The sequence below is a fragment of the Yoonia sp. JB2-21 genome (genome assembly GCF_055693545.1).
The window spans coordinates 2173268-2194012 of record NZ_JBVFUC010000001.1 but is presented as its reverse complement, the minus strand read 5'-3'; the positions used below and the strand labels follow the sequence as shown (position 1 = coordinate 2194012).

General features: G+C 56.2%; 22 protein-coding genes, 1 tRNA gene and 1 riboswitch. Of the genes, 6 read left to right on the top strand and 17 right to left on the bottom strand.

Annotation, left to right across the window (positions count from 1 at the left end):
• Positions 1–183: 183 nt before the first annotated feature.
• On the top strand, positions 184–1980 hold the full coding sequence (locus tag ACZ1G5_RS10965; RefSeq protein WP_472732871.1) for a putative bifunctional diguanylate cyclase/phosphodiesterase: 1797 nt from the start codon (positions 184–186) through the stop codon (positions 1978–1980).
• A gap of 16 nt (positions 1981–1996) precedes the next feature.
• Here the strand turns inward: ACZ1G5_RS10965 and rplA are convergent, their stop codons facing one another.
• The 7 genes from rplA to ACZ1G5_RS10930 form a co-directional block, all read right to left on the bottom strand.
• Positions 1997–2698, bottom strand: a complete 702-nt coding sequence (rplA, locus tag ACZ1G5_RS10960) for a 50S ribosomal protein L1 (protein ID WP_472732870.1) — start codon at positions 2696–2698, stop codon at positions 1997–1999.
• Positions 2698–3123, bottom strand: coding sequence for a 50S ribosomal protein L11 (gene rplK, locus ACZ1G5_RS10955; RefSeq protein ID WP_472732869.1), 426 nt, complete (start codon positions 3121–3123; stop codon positions 2698–2700). The genes rplA and rplK overlap by 1 nt, the downstream gene beginning before the upstream one ends.
• 167 nt (positions 3124–3290) lie before the next feature.
• Positions 3291–4301, bottom strand: coding sequence for an acyltransferase family protein (locus tag ACZ1G5_RS10950; protein WP_472732868.1), 1011 nt, complete (start codon positions 4299–4301; stop codon positions 3291–3293).
• 50 nt (positions 4302–4351) lie between these two features.
• Positions 4352–4885: a transcription termination/antitermination protein NusG gene (gene nusG, locus ACZ1G5_RS10945; RefSeq protein ID WP_472732867.1), complete on the bottom strand. Its 534-nt coding sequence runs from the start codon at positions 4883–4885 to the stop codon at positions 4352–4354.
• A gap of 187 nt (positions 4886–5072) precedes the next feature.
• Positions 5073–5273 carry a preprotein translocase subunit SecE gene (gene secE / locus ACZ1G5_RS10940; protein ID WP_472732866.1) on the bottom strand — a complete coding sequence of 67 codons (201 nt, stop codon included), beginning with the start codon at positions 5271–5273 and terminating at the stop codon, positions 5073–5075.
• Positions 5274–5364: 91 nt separating this feature from the next.
• On the bottom strand, positions 5365–6261 hold the full coding sequence (locus ACZ1G5_RS10935; protein ID WP_472732865.1) for a hypothetical protein: 897 nt from the start codon (positions 6259–6261) through the stop codon (positions 5365–5367).
• Positions 6262–6305: 44 nt separating this feature from the next.
• Positions 6306–6381: transfer RNA gene (locus tag ACZ1G5_RS10930), tRNA-Trp, on the bottom strand.
• Positions 6382–6511: 130 nt separating this feature from the next.
• Here ACZ1G5_RS10930 and ACZ1G5_RS10925 point away from each other — a divergent pair.
• On the top strand, positions 6512–6895 hold the full coding sequence (locus ACZ1G5_RS10925) for a VOC family protein (protein ID WP_472732864.1): 384 nt from the start codon (positions 6512–6514) through the stop codon (positions 6893–6895).
• Between the two features lie 87 nt (positions 6896–6982).
• On the top strand, positions 6983–7672 hold the full coding sequence (locus ACZ1G5_RS10920) for a lysophospholipid acyltransferase family protein (RefSeq protein WP_472732863.1): 690 nt from the start codon (positions 6983–6985) through the stop codon (positions 7670–7672).
• Here the strand turns inward: ACZ1G5_RS10920 and ACZ1G5_RS10915 are convergent.
• The 5 genes from ACZ1G5_RS10915 to tuf form a co-directional block, all read right to left on the bottom strand.
• A complete protein-coding gene (locus ACZ1G5_RS10915; RefSeq protein WP_472732862.1) occupies positions 7669–8325 on the bottom strand; it encodes a CatB-related O-acetyltransferase in 657 nt (218 codons plus the stop codon). The two genes, ACZ1G5_RS10920 and ACZ1G5_RS10915, sit on opposite strands and share 4 nt — an antisense overlap.
• Before the next feature lie 117 nt (positions 8326–8442).
• Positions 8443–10008: an alanine/glycine:cation symporter family protein gene (locus ACZ1G5_RS10910; protein WP_472732861.1), complete on the bottom strand. Its 1566-nt coding sequence runs from the start codon at positions 10006–10008 to the stop codon at positions 8443–8445.
• A gap of 11 nt (positions 10009–10019) precedes the next feature.
• The gene (locus ACZ1G5_RS10905; RefSeq protein WP_472732860.1) at positions 10020–10457 is read right to left on the bottom strand and encodes a universal stress protein; all 438 of its coding nucleotides are present in this window, start codon (positions 10455–10457) and stop codon (positions 10020–10022) included.
• A 281-nt stretch (positions 10458–10738) separates the two neighbouring features.
• The gene (locus tag ACZ1G5_RS10900) at positions 10739–11563 is read right to left on the bottom strand and encodes a hypothetical protein (protein ID WP_472732859.1); all 825 of its coding nucleotides are present in this window, start codon (positions 11561–11563) and stop codon (positions 10739–10741) included.
• Between the two features lie 344 nt (positions 11564–11907).
• Positions 11908–13083, bottom strand: a complete 1176-nt coding sequence (gene tuf / locus ACZ1G5_RS10895; RefSeq protein WP_472732182.1) for an elongation factor Tu — start codon at positions 13081–13083, stop codon at positions 11908–11910.
• A 201-nt stretch (positions 13084–13284) separates the two neighbouring features.
• On the opposite strand from tuf, the gene ACZ1G5_RS10890 reads away from it, so the two are divergent.
• Together ACZ1G5_RS10890 and ACZ1G5_RS10885 are read left to right on the top strand one after the other, a co-directional pair.
• Positions 13285–13656 (top strand): VOC family protein, encoded by a 372-nt coding sequence (locus tag ACZ1G5_RS10890; RefSeq protein ID WP_472732858.1) that lies wholly within the window; start codon positions 13285–13287, stop codon positions 13654–13656.
• Positions 13657–13923: 267 nt separating this feature from the next.
• Positions 13924–14982 carry a CAP domain-containing protein gene (locus ACZ1G5_RS10885; RefSeq protein ID WP_472732857.1) on the top strand — a complete coding sequence of 353 codons (1059 nt, stop codon included), beginning with the start codon at positions 13924–13926 and terminating at the stop codon, positions 14980–14982.
• Between the two features lie 73 nt (positions 14983–15055).
• Here the strand turns inward: ACZ1G5_RS10885 and ACZ1G5_RS10880 are convergent, their stop codons facing one another.
• Positions 15056–16948, bottom strand: coding sequence for a PhoX family protein (locus ACZ1G5_RS10880; protein WP_472732856.1), 1893 nt, complete (start codon positions 16946–16948; stop codon positions 15056–15058).
• Positions 16949–17203: 255 nt separating this feature from the next.
• Between ACZ1G5_RS10880 and ACZ1G5_RS10875 the strand changes: the two genes are divergently transcribed.
• Positions 17204–17341, top strand: a complete 138-nt coding sequence (locus ACZ1G5_RS10875) for a hypothetical protein (protein WP_472732855.1) — start codon at positions 17204–17206, stop codon at positions 17339–17341.
• A gap of 92 nt (positions 17342–17433) precedes the next feature.
• Here ACZ1G5_RS10875 and ACZ1G5_RS10870 read toward each other — a convergent pair whose 3' ends face one another.
• The 4 genes from ACZ1G5_RS10870 to thiM are packed head-to-tail and all read right to left on the bottom strand — an operon-like array spanning position 17434 to position 20424.
• Positions 17434–18198 carry a 3-oxoacyl-ACP reductase gene (locus ACZ1G5_RS10870; protein WP_472732854.1) on the bottom strand — a complete coding sequence of 255 codons (765 nt, stop codon included), beginning with the start codon at positions 18196–18198 and terminating at the stop codon, positions 17434–17436.
• Positions 18195–19004 (bottom strand): bifunctional hydroxymethylpyrimidine kinase/phosphomethylpyrimidine kinase, encoded by an 810-nt coding sequence (gene thiD, locus ACZ1G5_RS10865; RefSeq protein ID WP_472732853.1) that lies wholly within the window; start codon positions 19002–19004, stop codon positions 18195–18197. Before thiD ends, ACZ1G5_RS10870 begins: the two co-directional genes overlap by 4 nt.
• Positions 19001–19651, bottom strand: coding sequence for a thiamine phosphate synthase (thiE, locus tag ACZ1G5_RS10860; RefSeq protein ID WP_472732852.1), 651 nt, complete (start codon positions 19649–19651; stop codon positions 19001–19003). Before thiE ends, thiD begins: the two co-directional genes overlap by 4 nt.
• Positions 19642–20424 carry a hydroxyethylthiazole kinase gene (thiM, locus tag ACZ1G5_RS10855; protein WP_472732851.1) on the bottom strand — a complete coding sequence of 261 codons (783 nt, stop codon included), beginning with the start codon at positions 20422–20424 and terminating at the stop codon, positions 19642–19644. Before thiM ends, thiE begins: the two co-directional genes overlap by 10 nt.
• Positions 20425–20469: 45 nt before the next feature.
• Positions 20470–20558, bottom strand: a riboswitch (TPP riboswitch).
• Positions 20559–20745: the final 187 nt, after the last annotated feature.

Here is a 20745-nt window from a genome sequence, read left to right as displayed (position 1 = left end):
TACTGGCATGAGGCCAACCCACCGTCTCGGACGAATAAGAGCCCCCACGAGATCAATCGCCAGGGCCCTTGCAGTCAATTAGTCTTCCTTGACCCAAATGCCAAGTCCCATGATTTGGTCCCGCTCGAAAAGAACGGTCTGGCGCTAACCTGTTGTTCAATGCTTTTGGCATAGCCTGCGTCCATGACATCGCAGTCTCACAATAAGTTCCGCAATCTTGAAGATTTTGCAGGGATCGCTTCTGATTGGTTTTGGGAAACCGATGCGGAACACCGGTTCACGTATTTTTCCAGTGTCTTGATGGACGTCACAAAAATGGACCCTGCACAACTGATGGGTACACGGCGCGACGCCGTCGGCCAAGGCAAGGCCAACGATCCGCTATGGCGGGCGCATTTGGCTGATCTGGATGCACACCGCCCGTTCCGAAATTTTGAATATCCGATCACCCGGCCCAACGATGGCAGCGAACTTTGGGTCCGTATTGCCGGGCAACCGTTGTTTGACGACACTGGCCGCTTCGTCGGTTATCGGGGCACCGGGCACAACATCACACAAGAGAAAGAGTCGATGCAGCGACTGCTTGAGACCAACGCAGCCCTCGCTGAACGCAATAGTGAACTCAACGATATGCGGCGCGCCCTTGAACGCAGCGCGAATGAGGACAGCCTGACCGGGCTTCTCAATCGGCGCGCATTCGAGCGGGATCTGAACGAGGTGCTGGGCGTAACAGGCAACGATGTCATTCTTATTCACGTCGATCTGGATCGGTTCAAATGGGTGAACGATACGCTGGGCCATCCTGCCGGAGATTGCGTTTTGATGGCTGCCGCCGAACGGATGCGGCAGCGGGCCAGTGGCACCGGTCCTGTGTACCGCGTGGGCGGCGATGAATTTGTCATTGTACTGGCCGACAACGCAGACCGTGACACCGCACGCTGGATTGCCGACGACGTGATTGAAGCCATGGACCAGCCAATCGTTGCCGAACGACAAGAGGTCACGATCGGTGCAAGTGTGGGTATCGCTTATGGCACTGGCGGCGGTATGACACCGCAGCAGCTGGTTGCGAACGCCGATATCGCACTTTACGAGGCAAAGCGCGGCGGTCGCCGCTGTGTGCGCGAACTGACTTCGGTCATGCTGTCTGAAATCGCGTCGCGACGCAAACTCGCCAGCGAAATTCCCAACGCGATTGAGAACGGAGAAATCGTTCCTTTCTATCAACCACAGATTCACGCCGAAACAGGCGCCGTGATCGGGGCCGAGGCCTTGGCCCGTTGGCAGCATCCCGAACACGGGCTATTGCCGCCGGGCGTCTTTCTTGATGTCGCGGCTGAGTTGGGGCTTGTGGCAGCCATTGACCGTAGCATGATGCGACAAGCACTACAGTTTTCTGATAAGGTCGCCGCACAAGGCCTTCTTCCATCAATTTCGGTGAACCTGAGCGTTGGGCGTCTGATCGACCCAAAACTGCTTGATGACATCAATGCATTCTGGACAAACCGAGAATGCAAACTGGCAATCGAACTTCTGGAAACCATTAGCTTTGACGAACTGCAGCAAGAATCGGCAGTTGACGACACGCTGACAAACCTACGCAACCTCGGCGTTCAAATCGAAACCGATGACTTCGGAAGCGGGCGGGCGTCCATCACAGGTCTGCTCAAGGTGCGGCCAGATCGGCTCAAGATTGATCGCCACCTCATTCAAGCCGCCATCAACGACCCAATCAAACGTAAGGTTGTGTCAGCAATTCTGGACATGACCCGCGCACTCGGGATCGAGGTTTTGGCGGAAGGGGTTGAAACACACGCCGACATTTCCGTCATTCGCAGGCTGGGCTGTGAACTATTCCAGGGCTACGCCTATTCGCGTCCGCTATCCGAGGAAGATTTTCTGAAATACCTTCAGCAAACGCAAGCAGCAGATCAAAATGAAACGGCAGGCCCCGTGAGGGACCTGCCGAAAACTGCATAGCAAAGCGCTTGGCGCTTTATTCGTTGCCAGTTGCCGAAGACACGTCAATCGACACGCCCGGGCCCATTGTGGAGCTGACGGCGATCTTTTTCATATAGGTACCTTTGGCGCCAGCTGGCTTGGCTTTGCCAACCGCGTCGACGAATGCCAGCATGTTCTCTTCAATCTGCTTGGCAGAGAAAGAGGCTTTGCCGATACCGGCGTGAACCACACCAGCTTTTTCCGCCTTGAACTGTACCTGACCGCCCTTGGCTGCTTCCACCGCTTCTTTGACGTCCATCGTCACGGTACCAACACGTGGGTTTGGCATCAGGTTGCGCGGGCCAAGAACCTTACCCAGACGGCCAACAACGGCCATCATGTCAGGTGTCGCAATGCAACGATCAAAGTCGATCGTGCCGCCCTGAACAGTTTCCATCAGGTCTTCTGCACCAACGATGTCTGCACCGGCTGCTTTGGCTTCTTCTGCCTTTTCACCACGGGCGAACACAGCAACGCGGACTGTTTTACCTGTGCCGTGGGGCAAGGAAACCGTGCCACGGACCATTTGGTCGGCGTGACGTGGGTCAACACCCAACGTCATCGCGATTTCGATGGATTCATCGAACTTCGCCTTGGCGTTGTCTTTGACCAAAGATGCGGCTTCACCAACAGTGACGTTGTTCTTGCCTTCGAATGCGGCGCGGGCCGCAGTTGTACGCTTACCGAACTTTGCCATTACTTCACCTCGATGCCCATAGAGCGAGCAGAACCCGCGATGATCAGCATTGCGCCTTCGATAGACGTCGCATTGAGGTCTTTCATTTTGGCTTCTGCAATTTCACGGACCTGCTTGCCCGTGATCGAACCGGCAACAGACTTGCCAGGTGTCTGGCTGCCGGACTTCAGCTTGGCGGCCTTCTTGATGTAGTAAGACGCAGGTGGCGTCTTGATTTCCATCGAGAACGACTTGTCCTGATAGTAGGTAATCACGGTTGGGCATGGGGCGTTCTTTTCCATGTCTTCTGTCTTGGCGTTGAACGCTTTGCAGAATTCCATGATGTTGATGCCGCGCTGACCCAGCGCAGGACCGACAGGTGGGGAAGGGTTAGCAGCGCCTGCAGGAACCTGCAGCTTGAGCGTACCCATAATTTTCTTGGCCATAAGCCTATTCCTTTTGCAACGCCCCTTGGTCGCGACCGCGGGGCTTTTCGTTGTGTGGTCCGGTCTGGCGCACGCGTGCGCCTCGCCTCCCACATGGATGCTGTATTTACAGCACGCCCGCGCCTACAACCGCAACGTCAGTAAAGCAAGACCTTTGTGATGTTTTTTCAAGTCTGCTTCTGTGACTGCGGGGTCATCTTTTGCCCCAAAAACATCAGTTTCAGTCGCGGAAATCTGATCAACACAAAGTGCATGACAAGTGGCACAAGAACCCCAAAGCAAAGCGATAATACAAAAAGGGCAGATGTGTCTTCGATACCGAGCAGGTTGCCGATGCGACGGCCACCTGACGTTCCGAACACGTGATACAGATAAATTGTGAAGCTGAAGCTTCCAAAGGCCGCGAAAGCGGGTACCGTCGGCAGAAAGCCCAGCAACAGCACGATTAGCCCAAATGACGCAAGCGCGCTTTGAAGGTCTCGCCGCTCAAGCGAGAACTGTCCGCTTGCAAGATACTCCTGAACATTCAAGCCCAGGCCGATGATACAACATACCGCGGCAACGCTGATGACGACCCCATATTGGCGCGCAAGCATTGCTATGTTGCGGTGGCAAAAGATGCCGAACAGGAAAAATGGTGCCAGATACTGCATTTGAAGCAATTCAAAATATGGATTGGAAACAGACGGCGCCAGCAGGATGACCGCGATCAGCACCAGTAACGCAACCGGCCCAAGCACGCGGCCGATGACAGCCTCGATCGTACCCATACAGACCAGAAGAATGAAAATGACCTGCAGAAACCAAAAATGAAACGACGATAGCGTAAGCGTACTGAAGAGGTCGACATCACCATCAAAGGCTTGCGTTGATACAAACCGGGTCATGACCAACATTAGGCTTGCCGCAATCAGACCTGGAACAATCAGTCGGCGTATTTTTCCCGAATAGAACGTCTTGATCTGGTCGGCCGAGACAGGACGATAGGCAAACACCCAACCCGAGATAAAGGCGAACACGGGCATACGGACATCAACAAAAAAGTCAGCAAACAATCTGAGTGGATGGGCTCCATCCACTTGAAGACCTGTCAGTGGCGAATACCCGATTGCATGGTAGCTCACCAGCAAAAGCGTGGCGAAGATACGAAGCGTTTCGATATTGTTGTGGTTGAACAAAATCCAAACTTCCGTCGTATCGCACCAACCGCCAAATGCGGCCGGTCGACTTAGCCCTGCTTAGACACTTGCGTGAATTCCAGCTCTACCGGTGTGGCCCTGCCAAAGATAGACACTGTCACCTTCAAGCGCTGGTTCTCATCGTCGACTTCTTCGACCAGACCGTCAAAGTCCTCAAACGGACCGTCGTTGACCTTAACCTTCTCGCCGATCTCAAAGTGGATAAGCGTGCGTGGCGCATCTTCACCTTCTTGAACACGACCAAGGATGGCCTGCACTTCGGCGTCACGCATTGGCATTGGGCGACCTTGAGGGCCCAAGAACCCTGTGACGCGGTTGATGGAGTTGATCAGGTGATACCCCTCGTCCGACATATCCATGTGGACCAGAACGTAACCGGGCATAAAGCGCCGCTCGGCGGTCACTTTCTTGTTGCGGCGGATTTCGATGACTTCCTCGGTCGGCACCAGCACTTCGTCGATTTGATCGTCCAGACCCTGCTCTTCCGCCTTTTGACGGATCGCCTCTGCAATCTTCTTCTCAAAGTTTGAGAGGACACTTACCGAATACCAACGTTTGGCCATCTGTCAGAGCACCTTGTCGTCATATGGCCCAGTGGGCCGAATTTCATTTAAGACCGAAGGCCGAAACCGCCAGTCCCGAAAATAAAAGCGGCGTGCCGCTCGATTCGCTGCACGCCATTTTCGGAAGTTATTGGCTATTACCGCCGTGCCCTGAGGTTTTCAAGAGGCAGGCGGCAAATCTGGCGCATTAGCTGCCAAAGTAGCTGAGCACACCGTTCAACCCTGTGCGGATCAAAAGGTCGACCAAAAAGAAGAAGATCGCAGTCAAAGCGGCCATGATAAACACCATGATCGTGGTCATGATCACCTCTCGGCGGGTGGGCCAGACGACCTTTGAAATCTCTGCGCGGACTTCTTGGAAGAACTTGATGGGGTTGGCGATGGCCATGGTGCAGCGTCCTTTGTCGAAACAAGGTCGACTTACGGCCTCTGCCAGACAAATTCAAGCCCGCAAGACCCATTGCTACATCAACACGACGTCACAGCGCATTGGGACGCAGCACCGTCACACCGTCCATTTGAGCAATCGCCTTGAGTTGCGTTGCATAAGCCGCATCCCCGATGGCGTGTTCTTCGGGGGCAAACCCGTCGAAAGGCACATATCCGTCTTCGACCGGCATCGCCTGCCGCGCCGCAGAGGCAATCTTTTCACAAGCACCATCTTTGGCTTGCGACAGAACGTCGTTGACCGCAGCTGTCGAAAGGCCGCGGTTGATATGGCGCGGACGCGGAACGACCAGAGGCGCAGCATCGCTGCCAACCAAGCCGCTGACGATGTCAGGGAACAGATCGGCGTAATGTTCGTACTGCCAAACGGTCAGCATCCCGACGCCCGAACTGGTGCGCAAGCGTGTGATCACATCAACCCAGTTCACGCTGCTTAACGGGTTGCGTCTTTGAAAGACTTCTACGGGCTGGGCGCGCCCACCTAGAAGCATCTGACAATAGGCCGAATTGATGAAAGCCGTCGGACGGCGCACCGCAACAAACACATCGACGCGCTGACCAATGGCGTCCGAAAGCGCCGCCAGCCGGTTGCCCGCAGACTTGTAGCGCCGTTTTGTCCCACGCCCGTGTGGCTGGTTCAACGGGCCGATAAAGTTTTCTTCGCTCAGCACCAACCGATTGGCGGTCTTGCGCATCAGCGCAAGCTGTTCCGCGGCAGGCCGCTTGGCACCACCATCAACCAAACCGGGGCGAAATCCAAACAGCGCCTGAATTGTCCGCCCCGGCAAACGGAAATAGTCAGGGCCGTAGTATTGAACGCCCTGCCCCGCGAGGGCTTCACTCGCCCGCTTCAACGAGCGCTGCAAATGCGATGTCGCAGTCTTATGCGCACCCACATGGAATGTGACGGTCAAAGGATCAGTTGTCATGAGATTGGTTCGATCCTCTGGCCATTCATGCCTACGATCTGGTCTGGCAGGGGCACCAGGACTTGAACCCGGGACCTACGGTTTTGGAGACCGCCGCTCTACCAACTGAGCTATACCCCTACGACCGGGTCTCGGGTTAGTCCGAAACCAAAGCAGGATCAAGAGGGAAGGTCGGTTATCCGCAATTTGACTGTCCTACGTCCAGACCCTACGCTTTTTGTCATCGTCCAAATTTACGGCAGGACAAACCATGATCGATCATTCCGGATTGAGTGTTTCCGACTTTGAACGGGCCAAAGCGTTCTATGAGAAAGCCCTCGCACCGCTTGGCGCATCCTTTCTGCATCTTGTGCCGCCAGAACATACCGGCGGCGTGAAGGTTGGTGGCTTTGGCATCGACACCCCCTGCTTTTGGATCGACGAAAGCGGGCCGCAGAAACCACCCGTCCATTTCGCATTCAAGGCCGGCAGCCGGAACCATGTTGATGCATTCTATGCGGCAGCCATCGACGCTGGCGGCACTGACAACGGCAAACCCGGCCTGCGCCCGCACTATCATGAACACTACTATGGGGCGTTTGTCTTGGACCCCGACGGCAACAACATCGAAGCTGTTTGCCACCGGCCAGAGTAGCAACAACCAAAGTCGCACGACACTTGTGTTCAGATGCAGACATGCGACAACAGGAATGTCATTCAAAACCAAAGGCCCCTGCCCTTCATGTCACTGCGCAAACAGATCGAGAAATCAGAGTTCCTTGCGACTGTGTTGGCAGGATTGGCCGGGCGCTATCTGGCATTTTGCAACCGAACGACAGATTGGCAGGTCGAAGGGCTGGAAGATCTGCAAGCCGCCCTCGCCAAGGGCCCGGTGCTATTGGTCATGTGGCATAGTCGGTCCGTCATGGGTGCTTTGCATTGGCCGGTCAGCGATGGTCCGCTATCGAGCCTCTATGACAAATCGCCCATTGGCCGGGTGTCCGGCGCGTTGCAAAGGCGCGCGGGCCTGCAACCTATCCAGATGTCACGCAAGACCGCGAACCGCGCGGCATCGCGGACCATCCTCAAGCGGGTCAAGGAAGGCGTTAGCATTGGCATGACGGGCGACGGACCGCTGGGGCCAGCGCTGCAACTCAAAGATGCACCGCTTGATTGGGCGCGCACGACAGGGCTGCCAGTGTTTTGTTATGCATTTTCGACGACAAAATCACGCCGGTTACAATCTTGGGATCAGATGCTGGTGCCAAGGGCTTTTGGCAAAGGGGCATATGTCTTTCGGCGGTATCCAGATGACATCCCGCGCAAGATGGACCCGGCGCAACTGGAAGCACTGCGCGCGGATTTGAAACGCTGGATGCATGAAACCACAAGCAAGGCAGATGCGGCGTTGGGATTGCCAGAAGGACCCTAGGTCGCCGCCGCCAGCAAAGCATCAATATCCCGACCGACAATCGCGGTTTCATTAGCCAAAATACGCACGATATCCCAGTCCCACCACGCAATGTCATTCAGCTTCGCGATAACGTCGGGGGCAAAGCGCATACGTTGAATTTCAGCACGGTTGCCCGCGACAATGGCATAGTCCGGGACATACCCCGTTACGACAGACCCCGCGCCGATAATCACCCCATTGCCAATCTGAGCACCTGCCATGATGCGCGCACCGGCCCCAATCCAGACATCGTGACCGACGACAATGTCGCGTCCCGCACGCAGCGTTGCTGGATACCCCAAAAACCTTTCAGGGTCATGGATCGCAAAAGGAAAGGTCGAGAAACCCTCGCGGGCATGATTAGCCCCATCCGTGATGAACCTGACCCCGTCTGCGATCTGGCCAAACTTACCGACGATCACACGATCCTTTGCCATTGGGAAAAGATAGGGGGCCAAGCGCCCAGCCCACTCATCGGGGTTTTCAGGCGGATTGAAGTCATTGGCATAGGTGTAGTCACCCACTTCCCAATTTGGATGCTTGATCGCGACCTTGAGAAACACATTGCCTTTATGGACCGTGCCATCGGGAAAAGTGACGGGGTGGAGGGTATCCGGTTTAGGGAACGGCATGTTGGCTCCTTTTTGCTCACTGATACCGTAGCCGTTTGGCAAATCAATGGTGCGCCCCCTGCAAACCAAAAGGCCGCCCCTGAAAGGCGGCCTTTCGTCGTTCATGTGGCACCTATATCAGTGCTTGAACTTCTTGATCTCTCCAGACTTCAGACGTGCGCTGTAAGAGTTCAACTCTGCCCGCACCACTTTCATCAGGAAGTACAGGCAGAAGATGTTGACCACCGCCATCGCAAAGATCGCAGCATCCGAAAAGTCGATGACAGGTCCAAGACTGGCTGCGGCACCGATGACAATGAAGATGCAGAAGATGATCTTGAAGATCAGCTCTGTCACCTTGCCTTCGCCAAACAGGTAGGTCCACGCCTTCAGCCCATAATACGACCAGGAGATCATGGTCGAGAAGGCAAACAGGATCACCGCGATTGCCAAGACAAACGGGAACCAACTGATCGCCGAACCAAAGGCTGCTGATGTCAGTGCAACACCGCCGTTGCCATCAACCGTTGCAATGGCACTGCCCGCCTCATTCAGCATGTAGTTGCCTGTCGCTTCATCAATAATCAGCTGTTGCGAGATGATGATGACCAAAGCGGTCATCGTACAGATCACAACAGTGTCGATCAGCGGCTCCAGCAAGGATACGAACCCTTCGGTGATCGGCTCTTTGGTTTTCACCGCAGAGTGCGCAATCGCCGCAGAACCCACGCCCGCCTCGTTCGAGAAGGCCGCACGCTTGAAGCCCTGGATCAACGCACCGACCAAACCGCCGGCAACACCAAGGCCCGTAAACGCACCTGCAAAGATCTGCCCAAAGGCCCAGCCGATCATGTCGTAGTTCACAATCAGCACGACAATGGCCGCACCAACATAGAGAATGCCCATGAAGGGGACGACTTTCTCGGTCACTTTGGCAATTGATTTGATCCCGCCGACGATAACGGCGAACACCACGGCGGCAAACACAAGGCCAGTGATCCAGCCGGGGAAGTCACCGGTGATCTGCGTGATCTGCGCATGTGCCTGATTGGCCTGGAACATGTTCCCGCCGCCCAAGGCCCCAAGGATACAAAAGACTGAGAACAATACGGCAAGGATTTTCCCGCCCGGCAAACCCAATTCATCAAAACCCTTTGAGATATAGTACATCGGGCCACCAGAAACTGTGCCATCAGGGTATTCATTGCGATATTTCACGCCCAAGGTGCATTCAGTGAATTTGGATGCCATCCCCAGCAGGCCCGCAAGGATCATCCAGAACGTGGCCCCCGGTCCACCAATACCGACCGCCACGGCAACACCCGCAATGTTACCAAGGCCAACGGTACCCGACAGGGCCGTCGCCAGCGCCTGAAAGTGGCTCACTTCGCCTGCATCATTGGGATCGGAATAGTCACCTTTTACCAGACTGATCGCGTGACCAAAAAAGCGGAACTGCACAGCCGCAAAATAGACGGTAAAGACAGTCGCACCGATAACCAACCACATCACAATCCATGGAAAGTCGGATCCATTGATCTGAAATGGCAGTGGCGCAAAAATGAAACTTACAAACCAACCGGTGGCAGATGCAAAACCTGCATTCACCTTTTCATCAAGTGTCATCGCCTCTTGGGCGAGTGCCGGACCAGCAGCGGCGCATGCAGCACCGGCAGTAGCCAAGCGTTTCGTTAAAGTATTCATAGTGATGCCCCCTAAGCGATCACGGTGACAGGCACCGATGCGTTCATGACCAAATTGGCCGTTGAGCTGCCAAAGATCCGTGTTGTCATCCCACCTTCAGCCGAGCGGCCAACAACGATCTGATCCGCGCCCTGTTCCTTTGCGATGGCATCCAAGGTGTCAGCGACATTGCCGTGACGCACGATGCCACTTGCGGTGAGGCCCGCATCTTTGATTTGCGCCAGTGCCGGATCCAAGACCCGATCTTGCGCGATGGTGATCTCTTCTTCACGGCGCTTGTGACGCTGCGCATTTTCCTCTGCAGTCTGGAATGAAAAGGGCGACCATTCGATTACGTAGACGACCAAAAGCTCGCAAGCTCCGATCTGCTTTGCCATGTTCTGCGCATAGTCCAAAGCTTTGGAGCCCGAACTATGCCCATCAAGGCCGACGACAATTTTATGTGCCATCTGTCCCACTTTCTCTTGGCATATCGTCAGTGCTTGACCGCTCAAAGGCTGCGCTATTCCCTGTTGTCGCGCGGCGGCACTGAATCTCGCCATTTAAGGCGCAACCTTCTTGGTTAACGATAGGTAAATTCAAGAGAGAGTTGTGACTTAGTTTGACGAGAAATCAGTGAATCAGTCTGCGGGTTCTCAGATCTATAGCCCGAATGACCTGATCAACAGTAAAAGGCCGGAAATTTGTGCAGACTGTGAATCGCAAAAGCACCCGAGCCTGTATGGGTCATCTACCTCAATGAGCGTTTGATCGTTTCGCCGGTGGTCGCGTCCCAACTGACGTCAAAAAAGCTGTCATAAATCAGATCAGTATCTCGCTTGGATTCTTGGAACTTTTCATTGTTCCAATGTGCAATGTCAGCGTTCGAAGACTTGGAATACTGAGAGTCCCAAAACTCATTACCCCTGAGATACCAATCAATATGCGTCGCGTCATAAGGCTGATAAACCCTGAGACCTTCCTTCAAACGTCGAAAGTGACTGCCCTCCCTGTGGATTGCAAATGTGGTATCAATCAGGCAGGGTAAACAGGGTATTCTTTTTTGGTGAACATTCAGCCAAAGCGGCTTATGCCGCCAAAACTGGGCAATGTGGCGGTTCATGACATGTGCGTATAACGGATAGTCGTGCGGAATATCTGAAATACGCAACATAGGACCTACACAATCAACACTTGGCAAACAGTCTAATAGTCTTTCGTATACGTCCAGACTGTCCGGAGACGATTGGTCAAACCAAATGTCGCAATCGCTCACCCCATATCGACCTTTATGATTTGTTTTGGTGATGAATTCCTGAACTACATCATCAACAGAGTTGAGATCATCGGGGGTCTTGATCTTTTCCCTCCGAAAGACTTGAACACCCTGTGCTTCCAAATCATCAAGTATTTCAAGAGTGTCCGGATCATCGCTACCAAAGTCATTCACCAGGATCTGGACTTCGCGGTTTTGCCGTTCAAAGAACGCGATACTCTGCTTAAGAACTTCGCCACGGTTGAACGAAATCAGAAAAATCGGCAAGACACCGCGATCCGAGACACGTGGCTTGTTCATCCCACTCAACTGGTCAAAATATATCCTCGCGTATCGAGAAAACCTACGGCCATTCAATTTGAGCCAATTTTTGATTTTTCTAAAACCCTTTGTCACCAGACCCTCTCAAACTTAGCTAGCCGATACATACTTCAATCATCTGAACTGAAAATAGTAATTGTGGTACTCGGCCCAATTTCAGGCGTCTCGACCGAGAGGCTCGCTGTTCTTCGTACAGCTATCGCAAACAAGTCTTTGGCACTGAACTGAGACATCGTCGCCAAACCAAAAGGCCGCCGCATTTCTGCGCCGGCCTTTGGTGTAAGGTGGATCATGATCCACCTTACGTCTTTGATAGGTCGTGATTACTCAACGATCTTGGACACAACGCCCGCACCCACGGTGCGGCCGCCTTCGCGGATGGCGAAGCGCAGCCCGTCTTCCATCGCAATCGGTGCGATCAGCTCGACGTTGAACTTCAGGTTGTCGCCCGGCATCACCATTTCTGTGCCCGCGGGCAGCTCAACCGTGCCGGTCACGTCAGTCGTACGGAAGTAGAACTGTGGACGGTAGTTGGCAAAGAATGGCGTGTGACGGCCACCCTCTTCCTTGGTCAGGATATAGGCTTCGGCTTCGAACTTGGTGTGTGGCTTCACGGAACCTGGCTTACACAGGATCTGGCCACGCTCAACGCCTTCACGGTCAACACCGCGCAGAAGCGCACCGATGTTGTCGCCAGCTTCACCGCTGTCCAGCAGCTTGCGGAACATCTCGACGCCTGTGCAGGTCGTCTTGGATGTGTCGCGGATACCAACGATTTCGATCTCGTCGCCCACGTTGATCACGCCACGCTCAACACGGCCGGTCACAACAGTACCACGGCCAGAGATCGAGAAGACGTCCTCGATCGGCATCAGGAACGGCAGGTCAACCGCACGGGCCGGTGTTGGGATGTATTCATCAACAGCCGCCATCAGCTTTTCGATGGATTCCTTACCGATGTTGTCATCACGCTCTTCCATCGCGGCCAGGGCCGAACCAGGGATCACGGGAATGTCGTCGCCAGGGTATTCGTAAGAGGACAGAAGCTCGCGGATTTCCATTTCCACCAGTTCCAAGAGCTCTTCATCGTCCACCTGATCGACCTTGTTCATGTAGACAACCATGTAAGGGATGCCCACCTGACGGCCCAAAAGGATGTGCTCGCGGGTCTGTGGCATCGGGCCGTCAGCAGCGTTCACAACCAGGATCGCGCCGTCCATTTGCGCCGCACCGGTGATCATGTTCTTGACGTAGTCGGCGTGGCCGGGGCAGTCGACGTGGGCGTAGTGACGTGCTTCTGTCTCATACTCAACGTGCGCGGTCGAGATCGTGATCCCACGGGCCTTTTCCTCGGGCGCGCCGTCGATCTGGTCATAGGCCTGGAAGTCACCAAAGTACTTCGTGATCGCCGCTGTCAGTGTCGTCTTGCCGTGGTCAACGTGGCCAATCGTGCCAATGTTCACGTGCGGCTTATTACGTTCAAACTTTTCCTTTGCCATTTTGCAGGGCCCTTAATTCTGAGGGGCCACAAGCGGCCCGGTCCAACATCGCGGGCGATGTATTGGGAAACGCGGTGGAAATCAAGGGGTCGGTGATCGCTTTAGGTGCCATCACCGATTTTTCATCTCTGCCGCAGGCCGACACTTCGTCAACGGGACCGCTTGTGGTATGCTTAGCCCCGGATTTGAAAGGATGAATAGATGAAACTAGGAGCATTTTCACTCAGCCTCAAGGTCAACGACATTGCGGTCTCAAAAGCATTTTACGCCAAACTTGGCTTTGAGCCTTTTGGTGGCGACGAAACACAAGGATGGCTGATCCTGCGCAACGGCGAAACCGTGATCGGGCTTTTTGCGGGGATGCTTGACGCCAACACGCTGACGTTTAACCCCGGCTGGGATCAAAGCATTCAGGAGCTTGATGAGTTTGACGACGTCCGGGTTCTTCAGCAAAAGCTGAAGGCAGCGGGTATCACTTTTGTGACGCAAGCCGATGAGGCCACCACTGGCCCGGCCAGCTTTGTTGTGATGGACCCAGATGGCAACCCTATTTTGGTTGATCAGCATCGCTAGCACGGAAGGTCGGACAAGAGGATTTATGCCCGTCCAATTTGGCATTCCGGCCAATCACCGCCGGATGTCCCTTTGGGGCTGTTCGTGATTTGAACCGCGCCGCGCACGGATTTTAGGGTCCGCCCAACGGCAACCCACCGACCCAAACAGGGTTTGTCGTGAACGGGCCCTACCCACTCAATTCGGGGCTTACCTAACTGCCAAACCTGCGTTTGGCGGACCACTTAACTGCGTCTTGACGCATAGCGTAACGAAAAAGGAAGCAATATGAGTCGAGCAAATGAAGTCGAACTGCTAATGCTGGACTTGATCAACGAAGAACGCACCTCACGCGGTCTCGATCCATTGGCCATTAACAATGACCTGAACGCATCCAGCGAGGATCACAGCCGTTGGATGCTCGATAACGATATCTTTAGCCACACTGGCGTCGGCGGATCGAGTTCGAACGACCGCATTGATGCCTCGGACTATAGTTTGGAGGGCAGCTGGCGTACTGCCGAAAACATCGGCTGGCAAAGTGAACGTGGTGCCCCGGGCATCGCCGACGACGTGGCCGACATCCACGAAAGCCTGATGAACAGCCCCGGCCACCGCGCCAACATTCTGAACCCCGACCTGGAAGACATCGGGATCGGCGTCGAAACAGGCGACTTTCAGGGCTATGATGGTGTAATGATCACGCAGAACTTTGGTCGTACGGACGCCGTCAGTGACACCCCAGAGCAGGAGGGTATGCAGTTGGTCCTGTCCGAAAATGACGGGCCCGTCGTCGCGCCGGCATCTACTGAGGAAGAGCCGGTTGTAGAAGAGGCACCCGTTGTCGCAGCCGCGCCAGTGCAAGATGATGTAGCGGTAGAGGAGCCCGCCCCCGTCCCTCCCACTGATGATGTAGAAGATGAGGTGCCCGTTGTCACAACTGGCACGACAACCAGCAGCGGAACTGTCACCGCAACCTCCGGTCCCGACGGCCCGAGCGTGGAGGTTGACGGCGAGGGCAACTTTACCGCGGGCGGCACGGCCACCAATGATGATGAGACCGTGACCGAAGCGGCCAGTGGCGGGTCATTGGAGGGTGCAGCCCCCACGCCAGCACCTGTTGACCTGTCCACGATGTTTGAAGGCATCTTTGACCGGTTTGACTTTGGCGACATGCAGGCAATGGATGACGGTGCAGACCTGAACATCGTCACGGCATTTGAAGGCACAATCGCCACACCGGATGGCACTTTCTCGACAGACGATCGGGCCGAGTTTGACACGATGTTCATCGACATGTTCGCGATGTCAGGCTTTTCTTGCATCGACAACGTCGACTTTGGTTAGGACGTCGCTTGCCAATTGAATAGCGAAAGGCGGACCAATGCGGCCCGCCTTTCATACGTCTTCAAAGTAGCTGTTAGCCCACCATCGCACCATCGCTGCGTTTCACTGCGATGATGGATGAGCGTGGCAGCATCCCGTCGCCATCGGGGAAAGGTGCGGCAGGGTGCTGGATACCCACAAACATCGTGCGTTTATCGGCAGACCAAGTCAGTCCGGTGACCTCCGACCCTTTTGGCCCGGTCAGGAACCGCTCAATCTGGCCTGTGACTGGATCACCCGCAAGCATCTGATTGTTCCCCATGCCGACGAAGTCCTCTTCGTTGCTGTCATCGCCATCGGTCTGGATCCACAGCAAACCAGTGCTATCGAACATCATCCCATCAGGTGAGTTAAAGAGGTTACCTTCGTTCACGTTCGACGAACCCGCATAGATATCATCATGTACGGTCGGATTGCCCGCCATCACATACAAATCCCATGTGAAATTATCCGACGCGTGGTCGTCATTCGCGGGCCGCCAACGCACAATCTGACCATAGCGGTTTTCGTTGCGCGGGTTGGGCGAGTTGTGAACAGCATAGGCCGGATCACCGCCCGCGTTGGTGAAGTCAGGCGCGCGGCGCGAGTTGTTGGTCAGGCAGCAATAACCCTCAACCGCGACCGGGTTCACCGCCACCCATTCCGGGCGATCCATGGTTGTCGCACCCACTTTGGACGCCGCCATGCGGGTGTAAATCGCGATTTCTGCCGCATCCATCGCCGTCGCCTCAGGTGTCAGCGCGACCCATTCGCCGGTGGTATCTGTGTTGAACTTGGCCACATAAAGCTGACCGTCATCCAAGAGGTCGGACGTCGGTCCGCCGGGCGTGTAGACGCCATTGGAGACGTATTTATACATGAACTCGCCCCGTTCGTCGTCGCCCATATAGACAACCACGCGGCCATCCGGCGCGATCACAGTCGCTGCATTTTCATGCTTGAAACGGCCCAGCGCGGTGTGCTTGATCGGTGTCGAGGTGGGATCGGTTGGGTCAATTTCCACGATATAGCCAAAGCGGTGCGGCTCATTGGGGTTTTGGCTCACGTCAAAGCGGGCATCGTAGGTTTCATAGGCATAGCGCCCTTCAAGGCCGATACCATAGCGGGCATAATCCTCGGGCAGCGCAAAAGCATCATCTGTCGATCCAAAATAACCGTTGAAGTTTTCTTCGCAGGTCAGGTACGTGCCCCACGGCGTTTTGCCTGCACCACAGTTGTTCATTGTACCCAAAACAGTTGTTCCCGCAGGATCAGCCGCTGTTTGCAGCAACGGGTGACCGGCGGCAGGACCACGCAATTCCATGGGCGTATTCTGTGTGATGCGACGGTTCAGCTCACTATCGACGACAATACCCCAGCCATCGGGCCCTTCAGCGACTTCCATGACGGTCACACCTTGCATGTTCTGCAATGTCAGCACGTCGTCAGCGCTGGTCACGGCACCCTCTTCATTCATTGGCAGGTTGACCTTGGTGTTCACATATTCATGGTTCACTGCGATGACCTGACGGTTGCCCACGACAAAGGCCTCCATACCGTCGGTGTTTTCACCAAACACACGATCAGAGCTTGCGACACTAACACCTGTGTCCTGGCTCAGCGCCTCGGCGTCCGAGAACAGCGGATCACCCCAACGTGCCACAGGTGCCCAGGTATAGCCCTCTGGTACATGCACCGTCCCGTCCGTCTGGACCGGGATCGGGGTGAAACCAAAGCGGCTGGCGGTTTGCGCCTTGGCGGATGTACCGGACAGCAAACCGGTCCCCATCACCGCGGCGCCTGAGCCGTAGGCCACCACGCCGGTCAGAAAACCGCGACGCGAAATCGCAGCTTCGACAACAGCATCAAAATCGGTCTGTTCGGGTGCAGGGCGTTGCAGTTCGTCCCAATCATCCCATGATAGATCGTAAGTATTCTGGTCTTTCATCACACTGGCTCCTTGCTGGTGGTTCGCAACTTGCCGGACGCTAGACACGCTTTTTTGCAGCGATGTGACAGCCATGTAACGGCTAGGTAAAACCGAGCAATCACGGCAGATTGTTGCGATAGTCGAAACATTCTAGCGGGGCGGCGTGATTCTCTCAATGATTGCAGAACAGGGTAGGCTTCGCCTTATGATGGATCTGAGTGCATCCGGAAACAGACCTCTCCAATCTTCCGACCCTTGTGTTGAACGCCAGATATGTCTGATCTTCACGTCACAACACTGACCCAAATTCAGCCAATTCGCAGAGCAGGCCGTCGCTCGGATCGCAGCGAAGGTGTCGAAGACGCCCAACCTGTGAGGCCGGATTTTTTGCTGCGCGCACACGCAACGTAAAGACCCCTGCATAGGTGAAATACCGTATGGCGCAACGCAGCTGGAGTAGCGGCAATTGACGCTTCGGCTTTGAATGGCTGCTTCTGCCCGTCTCATCCAAACACGAGACCACCATCGACCAGGAGGTTCTGACCAGTCACCGCTCGGGCCCAAGGACTCGCAAAGAAAAGAACGGCGTCCGCCGCCTCTTGTGGTGTAGTGACCGACCGCAGCGGGGTGACGCCCGCGATATAGTCAAAAACCTCTTCCGGGGTCGCGGCGCTGGCGTCGGTGGTCCTCAGCAAACCACCTGAGACCATATTTACAGTGATACCCTTCGGGCCCAATTCGGCGGCGGTCGTGCGCGTCAATGCAAGCAAGGCCGCCTTGGCAAAGGTGTAGTCATGGTATGGCACCACCGGATTCTGGACGAGGTTCGTACCGATGGTGACGATCCGTCCAAAACCGGCTCTTGCCATCGCTGGCGTCGTGGCCTGAATGACGTTCAATGCCCCAAGAACAGCGGTACTGTGCTGCGACAGCATCTCTGCGGCTGTCAGCGCCGCGATGGGGGATCGGTCATCGCCGTTAAAGCTGTAGTCGGCCAATGCATTGTGGATGACGGTGGTGATGGGTCCGAAATGTGCTTCGGCCTTTTTGACCATCTGCGCCACCGCGCCCGCGTCTTGCACATCGGCTTGCAAGGCTACCGCATGTTTCCCAAGGCCAGCCGCGAGATTTTCAGCCGCAACCTGACTGTTGCGGTAGTTGATCACCACCTTGGCACCTTCGCGGGCGAAAGCGCTTGCGATGGCGGCGCCCAAGCCCCGCCCGGCACCGGTGACGAGGACGGTCTGTTCGCTGAGTGCTTTGCTCATGTTTTATCCTTCCAAAGCTCGTAGAAATGATGAACGGGGCCATGGCCCTGCCCGACCGTCTGCAGGTCCGCCGCTGCAATCGCGCCGGACACGTACTGCTTGGCGCGCGCCACGGCAGCGCTTGGCGTCAGACCCTGGGCAAGCTGCGCTGCAATCGTCGATGACAAGGTGCAGCCGGTTCCATGGGTATTCTTGGTGTCAGTGCGCGCGCCCTCAAACCAATGAAGCGTGGTACCATCCCACAAGACATCGGGACTTTCGCGACCCACGAGATGGCCCCCTTTGACAAGCGCGACACGCGGGCCCAAGTCGGCAAGCGCGCGAGCCTGCCGCGCCATCGCATTGCGGTCGCGCGCTTCTGGCAGTTGCAACAACCGTGCGGCCTCGGGCAAGTTCGGGGTCAAGACTGTCGCCAAGGGCACAAGGGCGGTGCGCAGGGCCTCCATCGCATCGTCTTGCAATAAAGGCGCGCCGCCCTTTGCGACCATCACCGGGTCCAACACAATGGGAATGCCTGCATGGCCTGACAAGGCATCGGCCACCGCGCGCGCTATCTCGGCCGTCGCGATCATCCCGATCTTAACGGCATCAACGCGCACATCAGCAAACACAGTCTCAATTTGCGCCCGCACAAACGCCGGCGGGACAAGCTCGACCCCGCTTACCCCTTGCGTATTCTGCGCGGTCAGCGCTGTGATCGCCGCCATCCCGTAGACCCCATTGGCCGCAAAGGCCTTAAGATCGGCTTGGATCCCTGCACCGCCCGACGGGTCAGAGCCTGCTATAGTCAATACATTCCCGATCATATCGAAGCCTCATTCCCAGACTGCAAGGCGCGGCCAAGCGCGCGCGCCGCATGTTCCGGATCAGGCTGACCGCAAATCGCGGATACAACTGCGATGCCATCACATCCGGTCCTGAGCACATCTGTCGCATGCGCCGTGTTCAACCCGCCAATGGCCACGGTCGGAACCTGCGCCAGACGCACCATTTCGGACAGGCCAGCCATCCCAACCGTCGGCTTGTGGTCCGCTTTGGTTGAGGTCGGAAAGACGGTCCCAAGGCCGAGATAGTCGGCACGATCCGCGCCCGCCGCCGCAACCTGCGCGGGCTCCTCACAGGACAGCCCGATGATCTTGCCGCACCCCAGCCGCTGACGCGCCACCACGGGGCTTACGTCGTCTTGGCCAATGTGGACGCCGTCCACGTCAGCTTCCAATGCCGCGTCCAGATCATCGTTGATGACCAGCGGGACACCGGTATCGGCAAGCACGGTTTTGAGGGCGCGCGCCACCGCGATACGATCGCGGGTTGAGGCGTCTTTGTCGCGCAACTGAACGAATGTCACGCCACCGCGAACCGCAGCGGCCACAGTCTCAATCAAGTGCGGGCCCGGACAACGGCGCGGGTCGGTGACAAGGTAGAGCCGCAGGCGCTCGGGCGTTACAACCATGACACACGCCCCTCGTCCAGATCACCCGGCTGAAGCGTATGCAGCGCATCGAGGAACGCCACCTCAAAACTGCCGGGCCCCCGCGCCTGGGCACCCGCCCGCGCGCCCGCTTCGGCAAAATGGACAAACGCAGCAAGCGTCGCCTCAAGGCGCGGCGCCACAGCGGCATAGGCCCCGACCAGCGCCGTAAGCGAACAGCCCAGCGCCGTGACCTTGGGCATCAAATCTGAGCCACCGGTAACCGTCGCACTTCGGGTGCCGTCAGTGATGAAATCTACAGGCCCCGAAACCGCCACGACACAGGTCTGGCTGCGGGCAAGGCCCACGCCCAAGCTCTGCGCATCGGCGACACTGTCACCGCTATCGGCCCCCTTGCCGGACCCAACCCCGCCCGCAAGGGCCACAATCTCGGACGCATTGCCCCGCACAACCGCCGGGCGCAGCGCCAGCAGCTCCTGCGCGGCGCGGGCCCGGTACGGCGTCGCGAAATGAGCAACCGGGTCCAGTACCCACGGCACGTTGGCCGCGCCCGCCGCGGCGACAGCTACTTTCATGCTTTCCAGCCATGGGGCGGATAGGGTGCCGATATTCACCGTCAGCGCGCCACAGACGGGCACAAAATCCGCTACCTCCTCGGGCGCATGGATCATCGCCGGTGACGCGCCCGCGGCCAAGGTCACATTCGCCGCAATGTTCATGGCAACATAGTTGGTGATGCAATGGACCAATGGCGCCTGCACACGCAAGGCATCAAAAGCAGCATTGGGTGTCATGCGTTCTTTCCTTTTCACAAAAACGGAAAGACGCGCCAAACCCCTCAGGGTCCGATGGTGCCTCCCTCCGCCGGCATTATCCGGTTCAGGTTCAAAGGGTGCATCTCAGCCTTGCGGCGCCCCTGACACTTCCATGCTGACCCAACTAAGAATTGAGGTCAATCGCTATTCCGCTGCAGGTACTGGTGCCAGCAGTTAACAAACCAATGGCAAGTGGCATCGGTCACTTTGGGCCCAGTGCGGCTGAATGCACATGCAACACGGCCGCGGTCGGTCGGCTCTTGAAGGCAGATTGGCCTCAGACGATGAAAACTCTCTGCC